The sequence below is a fragment of the Novosphingobium sp. HNCC26BN242 genome, assembly GCF_057180525.1.
In genome coordinates, this window is sequence record NZ_JBXUGM010000002.1 from 1 (window position 1) to 15,865 (window position 15,865).

The window sequence follows — 15,865 nt, forward strand, 5'->3', positions numbered from 1 at the left end:
TCAACCCACCCTCCGTTCGTGTCGAGTGCAGTCGAGACACTGCGAACTGTGTCTCGACTGCGCTCGACACGAACGGGTTTGGTGCTGATTTCAAGTAAAGCCCACCTCACAATACCCACCCTAACAGTCATTGTCACACGCATGACAGGACTGTTGTGTGGGAGTCATCATCCCACAAGCGCATTGTCACCCCATGGCCGCAGTCGAAATGCGGCAGGTTTTTCGAGGGGTGTCTTCCATGTTTCGCACGACGAAATTGATCGCTTCATTGGCACTTGCTGCAGGACTTCTGGGCGGCATGCCGATGACCGCACAGGCCGCCGACAAGGAACCGCCGGTCACGCTCAACAAGTGTGACAAGGCTATCGGTTCGGTCGCGCTGGTGGATGGCGATACGCAGGGCTGGACCAAGTATGGCCTGAGTTCCCCGCGCGAGCTGATTGCCGCCATGGCGCGCGAATCCGGGTGCTTTACCGTCCATGATCCGGCCAGCGGCAAGCCCGCTTCGTTCCTGATGAACGTGATCGCCGGCGACAAGGAAGAGGTCGACAAGTCGATCGAGACTGCCAAGGGCGTGGCGATGGAAGGGCTTGTGCGGTCTGGCGCGGCCAGTGGCCTGCTGCGCGGCGTTCCCGGCGGCGGGGCGATGCTGGGCATGTTCGGCGGCTTTGGCGGCAAGAAAAAGGTGGTGGCCGCAGGCATCCGCCTGATCAGCCCGGCCAGCGGACAGACCGTGGCATCGGGTTCGGGCGAGGTGAAGAAAACCTCGATCTCGTTCGGCGGTGCTGGTGGCACCATCGGCGCGGTGGCCAACGGTGCAACTGGCGCGGCCTATGCCGGAAGCAAGGACGGGCAGATGCTGATCGAAGCCTTCGTCAAGGCATTCAACGGCGTTTCTGCCCAAGGCCCGGCGCTGGCCTCCATGGTTCCCGCGGCGACTGCGGCAGCAGTGCCTGCGGCTTCGGCTGTTACTGCCATCGAAACAAAGATGTTCGCAGCGGCCGATACGAAGTCTGCAACGCTCCGCACCGTGCGTGCCGGCACCGCTCTCACCCCCACCGGTGAACGCAGGGGTCTTTTGATCGAGGTCAGTGACAGCTTTGGCACAAAAGGCTGGGTCTCGGTTGAGGACATGCGCTGATACAAATCAGAAACTGAGCAGTTGCAAGACCGCTGTCCGGTGTGAATAACTTACACCGGACGGTTTGGTCCCGCAAAGGACCACCCGGGGTGCGAGGCTGATGGGCAATCTTAATATCCTCTATGTCGAGGACGATCCGCGTGCGGCCGATGCCGTACAGGCGCTGCTTTGCCGCGACGGTGACAGGCTCGCCTGGGAGCAGACCGGCACGGCAGGCCTGCAGCGTGCGGGGGCAGAGCCGTTTGACGTGATCATCCTTGACCGGATGCTGCCCGATATCGATGGCCTGACCATCGTTTCGCGCCTGCGCGGGGCGGGTGTGGGCACGCCGGTGCTGATGCTATCGGCGCTGGGCCGCAGCGAAAACCGCATCGAAGGGCTTGAGGCGGGCGTCGATGATTATCTGGCCAAGCCTTATGAACCGCAGGAACTGGTGGCCCGCGTGCGCGCTTTGCACCGGCGTTCGGGCGGGGCGGTGCATGGCGCAGTGATCATCTACGGCGCATTCGAGTGCCACACCAAGGCGCGCACCGCGTTCCGTTCGGGCAAGCACATACCGCTATCCCCGCGCGAATTTGCCCTGTTCCGGTACTTCATGGAAAATGCGGGCGAGACGGTGACGCGCGAGATGCTGCTGCGCGATGTGTGGAACATGAACTTCGATCCGCAGACCAATGTGGTCGATGTGAACATCGGGCGGCTGCGGCGCAAGCTGGAGGATGGCTTTGCCAGCCCGGCTCTGGAAACAATCTGGGGTGCCGGATACCGCCTGACGAGAGGGGAATGACAGCAACACGGCTGCGAAAGCGCTCGATCTTTGGTCAACTGACTGCGGCATCGATCCTGATCGCGGTGCTGGCCGTAGTGGTGCTGTTTGCCGTCACCACGATCACGGTTGAACGGCAAACCCGGGCATCGCTTACCGCCACGGTCGCCACCGACTTGGCAGGGCTCATTGATATCTACGCCAGCGGCGGGCGCGAGGAGCTGTTGCGGCGTGTGGCGGACCGGCAGGCCGTGGTCAGCCTGGAGACGCGGCGATCGCACTATCTGGTGGCCGATGGCAGCGGGCGTGCGCTGGGCGGGGATCAACGCCGCTGGCCGCAGATCAATGCGGCGCAATCCGAACAGGGCTTTATCACGCTGGCCGATGGCACGCCGGTGTTTGCGCAAGGTACGCGGCTTGCACCGGATCTGCAACTGCTGGTGGCGCGCGAATATGCAAGCGACAGGGCAGCGTTGATGGTGCTTTCTGCCGTGTTTCTGGGGGTAGGTGCGGCGATCATTGCTGCGGTGGCGCTGGTGGCGTGGATCACGGCGGGCCATCTGGCCCGGCGCATGAATGCGGTGAATGCGGCGCTGGGAGCGGCGGCGGATGGGCGTTCGGCAAGCTTTCCGACGCGGGTGCGCGGAGGGGACGAGATTGACGAGATGGCCGGGCACGGCACGCGCCTGCTGGCGCGGCAGGCGCACTTGCTGAAGGCCTACAAGCAGGTGTCGGAACATGTGGCGCATGAAGTGCGCACACCGCTGATGCATCTGGATCATCAGCTGGGCGCGGTGATGCAAGCGCGACCCGAGCCTGCAGGCGGGCCAGGGATTGGGCCTTTGGCGCTGGCGCGTGAGGATATTCGCGGCATTGCCACGATGCTCGATTCGCTGCTCGACATTGCTTCTGCCGAAAGCCGCCGGGGCGATTTGGCGGGGTTGGCGCAGATTGATTTGAGCCAGTTGCTGGAAAATCTGGCCGAACTTTATGAAGACAGCGCCGAGGATGCCGGGCTGGTGCTGGAAACCGCGATTGCGCCGGGGATTACATTGCTGGGGGAGCGGATGCAGATCACGCGGCTGGTGTCCAACCTGCTCGACAACGCGATCAAGTATGTGCCTGCAGGCGGCCACGTGCGGCTGTCGCTGATGGCTGGCCCGAGGCTGGTGGTGGAAGACGATGGTCCCGGCATCCCGCGCGATCAGCACGAGCGCGTGTTTCAGCGCTTTGCCCGTGCCACGGTGCCCGGCGACAAGCCCGGCCATGGGCTCGGCCTTGCCCTTTCCCGCGCCATTGCCGAGCGCCACGGCATGCTGCTGCGCCTTGGCGATGTGCCGCGCGGCGCGCAATTCATACTGGAGCCTGCGCCATGATGACGAGAACACTGACCTTGCTGGGTTGCGCCATGCTTGCCGGATGTGGGGCACAAACTGCTGAAACAGCGCGCGTTCCACCGCCCCTACCTGCTCAGATGCCGGAGCCTGCCGAGGCGGTAGCGCAGTTGCTGGTCGAAGCGCAGGGCTTGCAGGATCAGCCCAAGCGGCTTGGCACCACGCTGGCGAGGCTTGATGCGCTGGGTGCGCGGCCGCTGGATGCTGGGGCCGATCCGGTGGCGCAGTGGCGGGCGCGGGCGGTGATGCCCAAGACCCCGCCCTATCGCGGGCGCGTGCTTGGCCCGGCGTACAAGGCGGGGATGCTCAATCCCGGCGATACGGTGCGCCTGCCACAGCTTTTCGACGGTGGGCGCGCGGCGCGGGTGGCGGTGGCGACGGCGGACAAGGCGCCGCTCAATTTCACCGTGCTGGACCGCGAGGCCAAGCCGGTTTGCCCACCCGCCAAAGCGCGCAGCAAGGAGTGCAGCTGGACCCCGCTGTTCAGCGGGCGGTTTGAAATCGTGCTGAACAATTCATCGGCCAATGCCGCCGGGTATTACCTGGTCATCGACTGACCCTAAGGCTCCACATCGGGCAGTGGAACACCGTTCACTTGCACCGGTGTGGCTTCGATCAGCACGAAGGCGATGCGGCATACTTCGGTGGGTGAAGGGTTACGCCACAAGTGTATCGTGCCGCGCTGGACGATGATGTCGCCAGCGTGCGCCGTTGTTACTGCGCCGTCATCAAGTTCCAGTTCGACCGAACCGGACAGGACGATGCCATAATCGATGCTGCTGGACCGGTGCATCGGCGATGCGCCGCCGGGCAGCATATCGACAATGCGGATGACCGAGCCGTGGTGCAGTGTCAGCCCCGCTTCGCGCAAGCGGCCATCGGTTTCATCGTTGTTGTCGGCAGGCACGGTGGTGGTGGTCCAGATCAGGCTGAAGTTCGCATCGCCTGATGGGATCGGGGTGACCGGCAGCAGATCATCGCTGCGGAACACGGCCTTGCCCGCCGCATCGTGGCCGGTGACGATCCGGCGCACGGGGGGAGAAGCTGGTGCGGTCACCCCTTCACGACCTTCTGTTCAATCGCGCCGAACAGCACGCTGCCATCTAACAGGCGCGCTTCCATGCGCACGGTATCGCCAAAGTGCATATAGGCGGTGCGCGCGGTGCCTTCGTCCAGCATCTCGATCCCGCGCCGTTCGGCAATGCACGAGGAGCCGATTTCGCGGAAATTGCTGTTGGAGACGGTGCCCGATCCGATGATCGTACCCGCGCAGAGCGAGCGGGTGCTGGCGGCGTGGGCGACCAGATCGTGGAAGCCGAATTCCATCACCCCGCCCTGCGCATTGCCAAACCGCGCGCCATTCCAGTCCACCGTAAGCGGCAGATGGACGCGCCCATCGCGCCAGGCGTCGCCAAGGTCATCGGGCGTGACGGCAAAGGGCGCGACAGAGCAGGCGGGCTTGGCGTGAATCCAGCCAAAGCCGGTTTTCATTTCAACAGGCGCCAGCGCGCGCAGCGACCAATCGTTGATCTGCACGATCAGTTTGATGTGCGCCATGGCCGCTTCCGGGGTTACGCCCATCGGCACGAAATCGGTGATCACGCCGAATTCGCCTTCGAAATCGATGCCATCTTCCTCGCGCGGCATCGGCACATCGGCGGTGGCGGACAGGAACTGGTGCGACAGGCCCTGATACATCAGCGGACGGCCCGGCGGTGGCGGCTCAGTGCCGAACAGGGTTTCCATCAGTTCGCCATGGCTGCGAAAGGCCGAACCATCGAGCCATTGCCACGCGCGCGGCATGGGCGCGGCGAAGGCCACATCGGCGGTGCTGTGTCCTTCGCCTGCCGCCAGCTTTTCAGCCAGCGCGGACAAGGCCGGGGCCGCAGTGGTCCAGTTTTCGATGGCCGATTGCAGCGTGGCGGCAACATCCGCCGCGCCGAGATAGCGGGCACCATCGGCGCTGACGACGACGAGCGTGCCATCGGGCGTGCCGTTTTCCAGAGTGGCGAGTTTCATGGGCGTCCTTTCAAGATATCAAAGATCGGCAAGAGCGTGTGACACGAGCGCCGCAAGGCTGCCATCGTGCCGCAGGCCCAGCGCATCGGCGCGAGGGGTGAACAAGGGTGGTTGGGTGCCGAATGCAGCCTCTATCGCAGGATCGGGCGCGTAATCGGCCAGCGCAGGGTTGGCACCGGTCTGCCTCGCCACTTCTGCCACCAGATCCCCCATGACCACGCGTAGCGCTGGCAGGGTAAGGCGGGCATCGGCGGGATATTCGGACAAGGCGACCGCGTGAGTAATCTGCCCGATCAGCGAGGGCCGCGACAGCAGCCAGCAGGTCGCCTGTGCAGATACCGGCAGGGTGATTGGCTGACCTGCCTTCAGTGCGTGGAACAGGTTGCTGAGGAAAGCCGATTTCATGCCCGATGGCCCGAGCGGACGCGCCACAATGCCGGGAAGGCGCAGCGAAAGGCCGCGGATCGCGCCGCGCCGGCTCATCGTAGCAATCCATTCTTCCACCATGGCCTTATGCGCGCCATAGCGCAGCATGGGCGCGAGCGGCGTGGCATCATCGACATGGGCGGGCAGCGGATCACCGAACACGGCAATGCTGCTGGCGAACAGGACGCGTGGGACATTGCCATGGGCTGCCACGGAATCGATCAAGGCCATTGTGGCCGCGACATTAACCCGCGCGGCCAGCGCCGGATCAGCCTCTGCCGCGCCGCCGGGGATCGTGGCCAGATGCACGATGGCATCGAACGGATCGGCGGTCAGGGCGGCAAGCAGCGCCGGATCATCGAGATTGCCGGGCAGGGCGGCAACACCGGGAGGGCAAGCATCCAGCCCGGTGCGGTCAGTTGCGGTGACGTGCATTGCACCGGAAAGCGCACGCACGAGCGCCTTGCCGACAAAGCCGCCAGCGCCAGTGACCAGCACGCGGGGGGCGTTTTCAATTGCCATCGGTGATCGACGTTCCGCCATCGATGGCAATGTGCTGTCCGGTGATGAAGCTGCTGGCAGGCGATGCGAGGAACAGGCAGGCCGAGGCGACTTCGGCCACAGTGCCAACACGGCGCAGCGGGGTCATCTGCAGTCGCCGCGCCATGAAGGCTTCGTCGGCCAGCAGCGGCTCTGACAGCGGGGTGCGGATCAGGCCCGGTGCCAGCGTGTTTACGCGGATTTGCTGCGGCCCCCATTGCACCGCAAGGTTGCGGGCAAGCTGGGCCACGCCTGCCTTGGCCAGCGCATAGGCATTGATCGCACCATTGCCGCGCAGGGCCGAAAGACTGGACATCAGGATCACGCTGCCCCCACCGCACGCGGCGATGTGCGGGAGGGCCAAGCTGGTCAGCGCGACCAATGACCGCAAGTTGACCGCCATCACCCGATCGAAATCATCAAGCGCCCACGAGCCCGCAACGCCTGTTATCCCGGCATTGCAGACCAGAACATCGAGACCACCAAAGCAGGCCACGGTGCCATCGACCAGTGCGCCCAAAGCGGCTTCATCGGTTACATCGCAAGCTACTCCGTGGGCCGTGTAGCCCGCTGCGGCGAGTGCAGCAGTGGTGGCGGTGACGGCGGCGGGATCTTCGCTGGAAATCACGACATTCGCGCCTGCTCCAGCCAGCGCCTGCGCAATTCCCAATCCGATGCCCTGAGTCGATCCGGTGACGATGGCCGTCTTGCCGGTCAGCCCGGGAAAATTGTCCATGCTGGCCACCTCTCCTGCATCCCCGCTTTGGATCGGGAATGTCATCACCGTGCTGCGATAGGGCGGCTAAGGTAAATCTGTAAAAGTTATTGTTTGGATTGAAATGTATCAGAAGAATTGTTGGAATAGGGCAGAGCGCTGTCTTGACGCAATTGGGTGCGGAGCCATTTCAACCCTTCGTCCGAACCGCGCGTGCGATTGAACTGCAGCATTTCACGCATGATCGGAAAGTCGAAGGGAATGGGCGCGATGGCCAGTGGGAACATGGTGGCCATGCGCCGGGCCAGCCTTTCGTGCATGACAGCCAGCCGCATGGTTTCGATAACCAGCCAAGGCACCACGGTGAACGACGAGGCCATGGCTTCCATGCGCCGGAACCGGCCCATCTGTTCCATTGTTCTGTCAGCAAAGGCGCTGGTGCGCTGGTTGCCCATCTGCACGGCCACATGACCAGCGGCCATGAAGGCCGCTTCGGTGACTTCGCCGGAAAACACCGGATTGCGATCCCAGCCGACGATAACGTGGCGCTCTTCGAACAGCAGTTCAGCAGGTTGGCCGGGGTTGATGAAATCTTCGGGCGTGATCAGAAGGTCAAATGCACCTTGCGCAATCAGGTCGGCACTGCCGTCCGATGGCAGCACGGCTTCGATCTGAATTCCGGGAGCTTCCTGGCTGAGGCGACGCGACAAGGGCGCGATCACGGCGGCTGTGATGTAATCTGAAGCGATCAGACGGAATGTGCGCTGCGAGGTGGCCGGATCGAAAACCGTTGAGGTGGTGATCAGGGCATCGACCTGCCGCAGCGTTTCCTGCACCATCGGCACCAGTGTTTCGGCATAGGCGGTGGGCAACATGCGCTTTCCCTGCAGCACCAGCAGATCATCGCCGAAATAATCGCGCAACCGGCCAAGGGCGGCGCTCATCGCCGGTTGGCTCAGGTGCAGCTTTTCTGCCGCGCGCGAAACGCTCCGGGTTTCCATCAGCACGCTGAAGGCCACCAGCAGATTGAGATCGAGACCCTTAAAACGCATGGCGCAACCTATAAACGGGACAACTGGATTATCATTAAAACAAAAAATTTAACCTATATCAATCGAATGATCTAAGGCGCACCCAGAAAAAGCAGCGGCCAGAGCATGCCTGCTGCAATTCATGGGGAGATCAGGAATGAAGGCTTTGCTGCTAGCCACGACCGTTATCGCCGGATTGGCCGTTCCCGGAACCGTATTTGCGCAGGATACAGCCGCCGATCAGGCTGCGGAAACTCAGCCGAACGAAGGCCTCGCTGAAATCGTGGTGACCGCACAGCGGCGCGTGGAGAGCCTGCAGAAGGCCGCCGTGGCCGTTTCTGCGGTAACCGGAGCTGACCTGATCAAATCCGGCATTACCGAAACCGCCAACCTTGGGCGGCTGGTGCCTTCGCTGGTGGTTCAGCCCACGGGCGGCACCACCAGCTTCTTCTTGCGCGGGGTGGGCACCAACTCGCAAAACTCGTTTGCCGAAAACGCCATCGCGTTCAACTTCAACGGCGTCTATGTCGGCCGTCCGACCGCGCCTGCCGGGGTGTTCTATGATCTGGAGCGTGTCGAAGTGGTCAAGGGACCGCAGGGCACGCTTTATGGACGCAACGCCACGGGCGGTGCGATCAACGTCATCCCCAAGAAGCCTAAGCTGGGCGCTTTTGGCGCAGAAGGCATGGCCGAATACGGCAACTATGACAGCAAGAAAGCCGCATTGGCGCTGAACGTGCCAATTGGCGATATCATGGCGCTGCGCGTGGCCGGACAGATCGTGGACCGCGACGGCTATATCTCTGACGGATATGACGATGACAAGGGTGAGGCGGTGCGTGCATCGCTGCTGATCCAGCCGTCTGACATGTGGTCGATGACGCTGGTGGCCGATTACTACAACCAGCGCGGCAAGGGTGCAGGCGCGGTGCTGCTGCCCGAAGCGCGCTATTCTGTGCCAGCGCTGGAAGACCGCGTTAGCGTATCCGATCCGCGCGCGCAGGCTGCGGTGCGCGGCTTGGCATCGGGCATCTTTGCACCGCCGTTCTGTGGTGGGCCGGGCAACTTCGTGAACAGCGGCTGTGTGGCGCTGGCGGGCACCGATGGCTTCCTTGACAACCAGTTCTATGGCGTGAGCGCCACGGTGGTGGGCGACATGGGCTTTGGCACGCTGACGGTGATCCCGGCGTGGCGCAAATCAGACGTGAACGTGCGCACATATCTGCCCGGCTTCCGGGGCGACATCGTGGATGTGGCCGAGCAGACTTCGCTGGAAGTGCGGCTTTCATCGAAGGAAGATCAGGCGCTGCGCTATGTGCTGGGGCTGTTCTATTTTGCCGAAGACCAGGTGACCGAGAACTTCTTCCGTCAGGGCAATATCTCAACCACGCGGTTCAACCCGCGGCTTGAGACGGAAAGCTATGCCGCGTTCGGGCAGTTGACCTTTGACCTGACTGATACATTCCGGCTGGTTGCGGGCGGGCGCTATACGCGTGAAGACAAATCGCAGCTGACATCTACTGCTGCAGGCGGTTTGCCAGGGCCAATCTCGCCGCCATTGGGCACGCCTTTCACCGGTGATCTGTCGTTCGAAAAGTTCACATGGAAGGCTGGCGTCGAATGGGATGCCGGGCCGGCATCGCTGGTCTATGCCAATGTCGCCACCGGCTTCAAATCGGGCGGCTTCTTTGTGGCACAGCCCCCTGCGAACACGTTCGCGCCCGAAACGCTGACAGCCTATACCGTGGGGGCCAAGAACCGCTTCTTCGACAACAAGCTGCAGCTGAATCTTGAGGCATTTTACTGGGATTACAAGGACCAGCAGATCACCTTCGTGGGCGGCGTGCGCACCGGGGCTGGCATCTTTGCGCAAGGGTCCACCACGGTCAACGCGGGCAAATCGCGGATCTTCGGAGCCGAGTTCGAAGCGCGCTTTGCCCCCAGCCGCAACGATCTGTTCAGCCTGAACGTCCAATATCTGAACGGCAAGTACAACACTCTGCGCACGTCGAACTTCTCGCCCACCGGGGCGCCGGTGACGACGGGCTGCACGACCGTGGGCAGCCGCCTTGCCAACCCCGGCGTGAATGGCGCGCGGTTCTATGACATCGATTGTTCGGGCAAGCCGACGGTCAATTCGCCTAAGTGGGCGCTGAACCTGGGCTATGAGCGGACCTTTGCCATGACCGACGACCTGAGCCTGATCCTGGGCGCGCGCGGCAACATCGAAAGCAGCCGGTTCATGAATTCGAACTACCGGCCCGAGGAAAAGCAGGACGGCTTTGCCATGGCCGATGCCTATGCCACGATCGAAGCGGCTGGCGGGTGGAACATCACGGCCTTCATCAACAACATCACCGATGAAGAAGTGCTGGCCCGCGCGGGCACGCGCCCGATCCTCGATTTCCCGGTCGGCACGCTGCGTCCGCCACGGACTTATGGCGTGCGCGTCGGGTTCGGGTTCTGATGCGCTCGGGTTGGGCCGGGTTAGCACTGGCGTTGGCCATCAGCGCCGCGCCGGTTCTGGCCCAACCGGCTGCGCAGCAAACGGATGGATTCATCACGCTGGGCACGATGGGCGGGCCGGTGCCTTCGCCGGACCGATCACAACCCGCCAATGCGCTGATTCATAAGGGCCATGTCTATCTGGTGGATGCGGGCGATGGCACGGTGCAGCAGTTGAGCCGCGCCGGGATCATGCTGCCGCGCATCGATGCGGTATTTTTGAGCCACCTGCACGCCGATCACACGGGCGGACTTTCTGCTGTACTGGCGCTGCGCAACCAGACCAACGTGGCCAAGCCGCTGACCGTTTACGGTCCGCCGGGCACGCGCGAGCTGGTGGCGGGCATGGTGGCATCGATGCAACCTGCGGCGCGCGTAGGTTATGGCATTCCCGGCCAGCGCTGGATGCCGCCCGCCGATACGGTGACGGTGATCGACATGGCCGGCGACGAGGCGCTTGATGTTGACGGGATGAAAGTGAGCGCGGCGCAGAACACGCACTATGACTTTGCGCCGGGCAGCACCGAGGACCGCAACTACAAATCGCTTTCGTATCGGTTTGATTTGGGCGGCCGATCAATCGTCTACACCGGTGATACCGGCCCAAGCGCTGCGGTGGAGAAGCTGGCGCAAGGTGCCGATCTGCTGGTGAGCGAGATGATCGACATGGGCGGCACGATGGCCAATGTTGCGCGCAATTCTCCGAACATGCCGCCTGCAGCCAAACGGCAGCTGGAGCAGCACCTTTCGACCCACCATCTGACCCCGGAGGCAGTTGGGCAACTGGCGGGAAAAGCTGGCGTAAAGACGCTGGTGATCACCCATTTTGCTGCAGGAACGCCCGATCCAGTCCGCACCCGGGGCTACATCGCGCAGATCAAGGCGCATTATTCCGGGCCGGTCACACTCGCCAACGATCTCGACCGGTTCTGAGAACACGCCCGATCAATTGGCGAGCCACCCAGTCTGGCGACCATCACGTCAGGATCGCAAAGCCAGCATAGGGTGCAAGCACACTTCCCTCCGAGATTGAAACGCCTCGTCCGGTCATAAGATCGAGACCTTCAACCGCCGGAATGCCATCAAGCGGTATTACGGCTTCCTGTCGGGACATGTTGACGACAACAAGCAGGCGTTCGGAACCCAGCCTGCGTTCAAACGCGAAAAGCGCGGGGTGATTTGGAAGCAGTACGCAGAATTCGCCATGGCGGATCACGGCGTGTTCGCGGCGCAGTGCAATCAGGCGCTTGTAGTGGTGAAACACACCGTCAGGATCAGCCCGGTCCTGCTCCACATTCAGCGTGGTAAAGTTCGCGTTGACCTCAATCCACGGCGTGCCGCTGGTAAAGCCGGCAGCATGCTTTGCCGACCACTGCATCGGGGTGCGGGCATTGTCGCGGCTGTTGGCACGCGCACCTGCCAGAAAATCGGCTTCGCTCACGCCATCGGCCAGCTGGATGCGATGATAATTCAGGGTTTCGACATCGCGATATTGATCGATGCGGGTAAAACCGGCGTTGGTCATGCCGATTTCCTCACCCTGATAGATATAGGGCGTACCTTCCATCAGATGCAGCACCATCGCCAGCGCCTTGGCAGAGGCAACCCGGTGCTCGCCCTCATCGCCATAACGTGAGACGGCACGCGGCAGATCATGGTTGCCCCAGAACAGCGAGTTCCAGCCCTGGCCGTGCAGCGCTTCCTGCCATGTGGCGAAGGTGGCTTTAAGCTTTGGCCAATCAACCGGCTGCGGCTTCCATTTGCCCAGCTTCGCGTCCCAGAAGGGGGTTACGTGGCCGAACTGGAACACCATCGACACTTCATGGCGATCTGGCGCGCTATAGAGCGGCGCATTGTCGGGGGTGCTGCTCCACGCCTCGCCAACAGTTACCACATCGCGACCGGCAAGGGTCGCTTCGTGTAGTTCGCGCAAGTGGCGATGAAGATCAGGCCCATCGGCAACGATGCCGGATTCAGGCTGTTTGCCGATCAGGTCGATCACATCCATGCGAAAGCCCGCAATGCCCTTGTCCAGCCACCAGTTCATCATCGCATGCACTTCGGCACGCAGGGCCGGGTTGGCCCAGTTCAGATCGGGTTGTTGTGGCGCAAATAGGTGGAAGTACCAGTCGCCGCTTTCAGGATCGCGGCTCCAGGCTGATCCGCCGAACGAAGCCTCGATATCTGCAGGAGCGCCCTTTGCCGGAGGTGCATCGCGCCAGATGTAGTAATCGCGATAGGGCGACTGGCGATCCGAACGGGCTGCGCGGAACCAAGGATGCTGATCCGATGTATGGTTGACCACAAGGTCCATGACCAAGCCGATGCCGCGGGCGCGGGCTTCGGCGATAAGGCGTTCCATATCTGCCATGGTGCCAAAGATCGGATTGATCGCGCGATAATCGGAGATGTCATAGCCATTATCGACCATCGGCGAGGCATAGACTGGCGACAGCCAGATGAAGCCGATGCCAAGCTCGGCCAGATAATCGAGCTTGCCGATGATCCCGGGAATATCGCCGATGCCATCGTCATTGCTATCTGCAAAGCTGGCCGGATAGATCTGATAGCCGACCGCTGATTGCCACCAGGCTTCAGCGCCTGTGGCGATGACAGCATGCGAAGCTGCGGGATGTGCATCTGTGCTGGCGTTCATCTTCCGGGCTTTCCCTAAAAACCTCTCACGCACGCTTCACGAAGCAAATACACCCCCGAACCATACACATTAAATCGATTGCATTCCCACCTGAGAATTCCAACTTGAATTGGTATGCGCCTTTGTGGCCCCCGATGATTTTGGCTTTGCATCCGAAATAGGATGAACAATCAGCATAATGGCCCCACTTCGTCCCCCACAAGGGAGTTAAGGTCATCGTCATTTGACGTAAGTGTCTGATTGTGTTGGAGGCCCGAGCCGGAATCGAACCGGCGTAAACGGATTTGCAATCCGGTGCGTAACCACTCCGCCATCGGGCCTCGATCGCAGGTTATGCGTGGTTCGGCGCGGTTAGCCGGAACGGGGCGGTGCCGCAAGAGGTTCTTGTGCGGCAGATCAGGTGGCAGGGATGAAAATGAGGCGGCGCTTGGCGGTGTCGGTGGCTTGCAACTGCAGATCGATGCGCTGGCCCGGCACAGCACCGGGGATTTTGGCGCGCGTGACGACAGGAAGGTCGAGCAACTGAACGCGGGCCGAATCGCCATCCGCATCAGTGACGCAGGCCGAAAATCGCTCACCCGTGCGGCCATCCAGCATGACCGTTTCGGCAAGATCAATCACCGCGCGTTCGATCTGGCCCGACAATGCGCCAGAGCGGGCCATGACCGTTGGCAGGCGCTGGAAGGCGTCCTGCACTTCTACGGGGACAGGCTGGCCATTGGCAACGGCCAGGGTGGCGCGGATCACATAACGATCAGCCAGACGGCGCAAGGGGGCCGTGGCGTGGACATAGGTAGCGGCTATAGCCTCGTGCCATGGCGTTTGCCCCTGCGTCCACGGCGCATAGCCCGCGCCGTTGCCTGCACGGCGGACGGCCAGCATGAAGGCGGCATGGTGCGGGCTTTTCTGGTCGAGCCGCCGTTCGAGGGATTTCAGATCCTCGTTCCTTTCCCATGGGATGCCCAATCCGGCGGCGGTGGAGCGCAAGCGTGACAGGGCGCGTTGATCCGGCCCGGCCATCACGCGGAACAGGCCAGTGCCTGCCAGATGCAGCGCATCGGCAATGGCCAGATTCGCCGAAAGCGACATGGCGGCATTGTGCCGTTCGGAACGCAACAATGGCCGGAACGCAAGGGCATAGCGCCCATCCCCCAAGGCTTCGACTTCCTGCTCTGGCGGATCGACGCGGGCAGCGCCGCGTGCGGCTTCGGCTGCGTTTACGCGCTGGGCATAGTCATCAAAGGCGGGTGGGAGATCAGCGTCCCGCACCGCATCATAAGCAAGCTTGGCGCGGCTGCGGATCAGCGCACGCTCGGCGTGATCAAGCCGCGCGGTGCCATCGGGCGCAAGGCGTACGGTGAAGACCACGGCTGGGCGCGGGCCATCGGGCAGGAGGCTGGCGGCGCGTTCGGACAGGACGGGCGGATAAAGGCTGGCCTTGCCATCGGGCAGATAGAGCGTCTCGCCCCGCTTCCACGCTTCGGCATCGACTGCGTCGCCATCATCCACGAACCACGCGACATCGGCGATGGCATAGTGGAGGATCAGGTCGGCACCTGCCTTTTCAATCCACAGCGCTTGATCGAGATCGGTGCTGCTGGCGGGATCGAGCGTGACGAAGGGGATAGCAGTGCGATCCACATGCGCGGTGGGCGCGCGCCGCGCCGTTGCTTCGGCCAGCGCCAGCACTTGCGGCGGAAAACCGTGCGGCACAGGATATTGCTGACGGATCGCGGCGAGACCGGCCGTGAGCGCGCCGGTGGGATCGTGAATGGCCTTCATGCCAGAAGGCTTAGCAGCAGATCACGGATCGACAAATTCTGCGGGCCGCTTTTCCATGCCAGCGCGCACGGCTTCGATCTGGTTCTTTGAATACATCAGTTCGTGCTGGGCCAGCGATTCGGCCATCAGCACTTCATCCACAGTCATATCGGGCGTGCGGTTGGACAGCAGCTTGGCCCCGCGCACTGCGGTGGGGCTTTTGAAAGCGATGTCCTGCGCCAGCACCTTGGCATCGGCCAGCGGATCGGCGCTGATGTGGGTGGCAAAGCCGAAGCGGACCGCGTCCTCGCCCGAAAATTCGCGGTGGGTATAGGTCAATTCGCGCAACACATCATCGCGCACATTGCCGCGCCACAGCGCGTAACCGGCCATATCGGGCACAAGGCCCCATTTGACCTCCATCACCGCCAGCCGCGCATCGGGCGCGATGAAGCGGATGTCCGCGCCGCTGGCCAGCTGCAGGCCCCCGCCAAAACAGACGCCGTGGATGGCCGCGATCACCGGCATGGGCAGCTTGCGCCAGACCATCGCCGCCTGCTGCGGGCGGTTGGCATTGCCATGGGTGCGTTCGGTGAGGCCGCCGCTTTCCCCGTCCTTGGCCCAGCGATCAGCCTTGGCCATGGACGACAAATCAAGCCCTGCGCAGAATGAACGCCCCGCGCCCGACAGCACCACGGCGCGAATGCCGCGTTCGTTGTGGAGGTAGTGTCCTGCGGCGATGATGGCTTCGAACATCGCATCATCAAGCGCGTTCATCTTGTCCGCCCGGTCCAGCAGGACGTGGGCGACGTGGTTTTCGACGGTGATGGAAACGCGATCGTTGAAGGTTTGGGCTGGGACATTCATCGGGGGCATCCGCTTATTGTTCGTTGCGCACCAACGTGCCTTAC

At 62.6% G+C, this 15,865-nt stretch carries 14 protein-coding genes and 1 tRNA gene; 6 read left to right on the forward strand and 9 right to left on the reverse strand.

Annotation, left to right across the window (positions count from 1 at the left end):
• Window positions 1-238 precede the first annotated feature (238 nt).
• The 4 genes from AC2A1F_RS07650 to AC2A1F_RS07665 all read left to right on the forward strand — a co-directional run bounded on the left by AC2A1F_RS07650 (window position 239) and on the right by AC2A1F_RS07665 (window position 3,858).
• Window positions 239-1,141 carry an SH3 domain-containing protein gene (locus tag AC2A1F_RS07650; protein WP_484208193.1) on the forward strand — a complete coding sequence of 301 codons (903 nt, stop codon included), beginning with the start codon at window positions 239-241 and terminating at the stop codon, window positions 1,139-1,141.
• A 100-nt stretch (window positions 1,142-1,241) separates the two neighbouring features.
• Entirely contained in the window at window positions 1,242-1,928 is a 687-nt protein-coding gene (locus AC2A1F_RS07655) for a response regulator transcription factor (RefSeq protein WP_484208194.1), read from the forward strand.
• Window positions 1,925-3,283 carry a sensor histidine kinase gene (locus tag AC2A1F_RS07660; protein ID WP_484208195.1) on the forward strand — a complete coding sequence of 453 codons (1,359 nt, stop codon included), beginning with the start codon at window positions 1,925-1,927 and terminating at the stop codon, window positions 3,281-3,283. Before AC2A1F_RS07655 ends, AC2A1F_RS07660 begins: the two co-directional genes overlap by 4 nt.
• Before the next feature lie 98 nt (window positions 3,284-3,381).
• Entirely contained in the window at window positions 3,382-3,858 is a 477-nt protein-coding gene (locus tag AC2A1F_RS07665) for a hypothetical protein (protein ID WP_484208196.1), read from the forward strand.
• Between the two features lie 2 nt (window positions 3,859-3,860).
• Here AC2A1F_RS07665 and AC2A1F_RS07670 read toward each other — a convergent pair whose 3' ends face one another.
• The 5 genes from AC2A1F_RS07670 to AC2A1F_RS07690 form a co-directional block, all read right to left on the reverse strand.
• On the reverse strand, window positions 3,861-4,358 hold the full coding sequence (locus AC2A1F_RS07670; protein WP_484208197.1) for a cupin domain-containing protein: 498 nt from the start codon (window positions 4,356-4,358) through the stop codon (window positions 3,861-3,863).
• Entirely contained in the window at window positions 4,355-5,320 is a 966-nt protein-coding gene (locus tag AC2A1F_RS07675; protein WP_484208198.1) for a fumarylacetoacetate hydrolase family protein, read from the reverse strand. Before AC2A1F_RS07675 ends, AC2A1F_RS07670 begins: the two co-directional genes overlap by 4 nt.
• A gap of 18 nt (window positions 5,321-5,338) precedes the next feature.
• Window positions 5,339-6,268, reverse strand: coding sequence for an NAD-dependent epimerase/dehydratase family protein (locus AC2A1F_RS07680; protein WP_484208199.1), 930 nt, complete (start codon window positions 6,266-6,268; stop codon window positions 5,339-5,341).
• A complete protein-coding gene (locus tag AC2A1F_RS07685) occupies window positions 6,258-7,022 on the reverse strand; it encodes an SDR family NAD(P)-dependent oxidoreductase (RefSeq protein WP_484208200.1) in 765 nt (254 codons plus the stop codon). Before AC2A1F_RS07685 ends, AC2A1F_RS07680 begins: the two co-directional genes overlap by 11 nt.
• A gap of 86 nt (window positions 7,023-7,108) precedes the next feature.
• Window positions 7,109-8,053, reverse strand: coding sequence for a LysR family transcriptional regulator (locus AC2A1F_RS07690; protein ID WP_484208201.1), 945 nt, complete (start codon window positions 8,051-8,053; stop codon window positions 7,109-7,111).
• A gap of 136 nt (window positions 8,054-8,189) precedes the next feature.
• On the opposite strand from AC2A1F_RS07690, the gene AC2A1F_RS07695 reads away from it, so the two are divergent.
• Window positions 8,190-10,499 carry a TonB-dependent receptor gene (locus AC2A1F_RS07695; RefSeq protein ID WP_484208202.1) on the forward strand — a complete coding sequence of 770 codons (2,310 nt, stop codon included), beginning with the start codon at window positions 8,190-8,192 and terminating at the stop codon, window positions 10,497-10,499.
• Between the two features lie 32 nt (window positions 10,500-10,531).
• Complete coding sequence (locus tag AC2A1F_RS07700; protein WP_484208203.1) at window positions 10,532-11,470, forward strand: MBL fold metallo-hydrolase; 939 nt, start codon at window positions 10,532-10,534, stop codon at window positions 11,468-11,470.
• A gap of 43 nt (window positions 11,471-11,513) precedes the next feature.
• On the opposite strand, the gene AC2A1F_RS07705 is transcribed toward AC2A1F_RS07700, so the two are convergent.
• The 4 genes from AC2A1F_RS07705 to AC2A1F_RS07720 all read right to left on the reverse strand — a co-directional run bounded on the left by AC2A1F_RS07705 (window position 11,514) and on the right by AC2A1F_RS07720 (window position 15,821).
• Window positions 11,514-13,193, reverse strand: a complete 1,680-nt coding sequence (locus AC2A1F_RS07705) for a glycoside hydrolase family 13 protein (protein WP_484208204.1) — start codon at window positions 13,191-13,193, stop codon at window positions 11,514-11,516.
• A gap of 246 nt (window positions 13,194-13,439) precedes the next feature.
• Window positions 13,440-13,513, reverse strand: a tRNA-Cys gene (locus AC2A1F_RS07710).
• A 76-nt stretch (window positions 13,514-13,589) separates the two neighbouring features.
• Complete coding sequence (locus AC2A1F_RS07715; RefSeq protein WP_484208205.1) at window positions 13,590-14,975, reverse strand: RNB domain-containing ribonuclease; 1,386 nt, start codon at window positions 14,973-14,975, stop codon at window positions 13,590-13,592.
• Window positions 14,976-14,996: 21 nt separating this feature from the next.
• Complete coding sequence (locus AC2A1F_RS07720; RefSeq protein WP_484208206.1) at window positions 14,997-15,821, reverse strand: crotonase/enoyl-CoA hydratase family protein; 825 nt, start codon at window positions 15,819-15,821, stop codon at window positions 14,997-14,999.
• Between the last annotated feature and the right edge of the window lie 44 nt (window positions 15,822-15,865).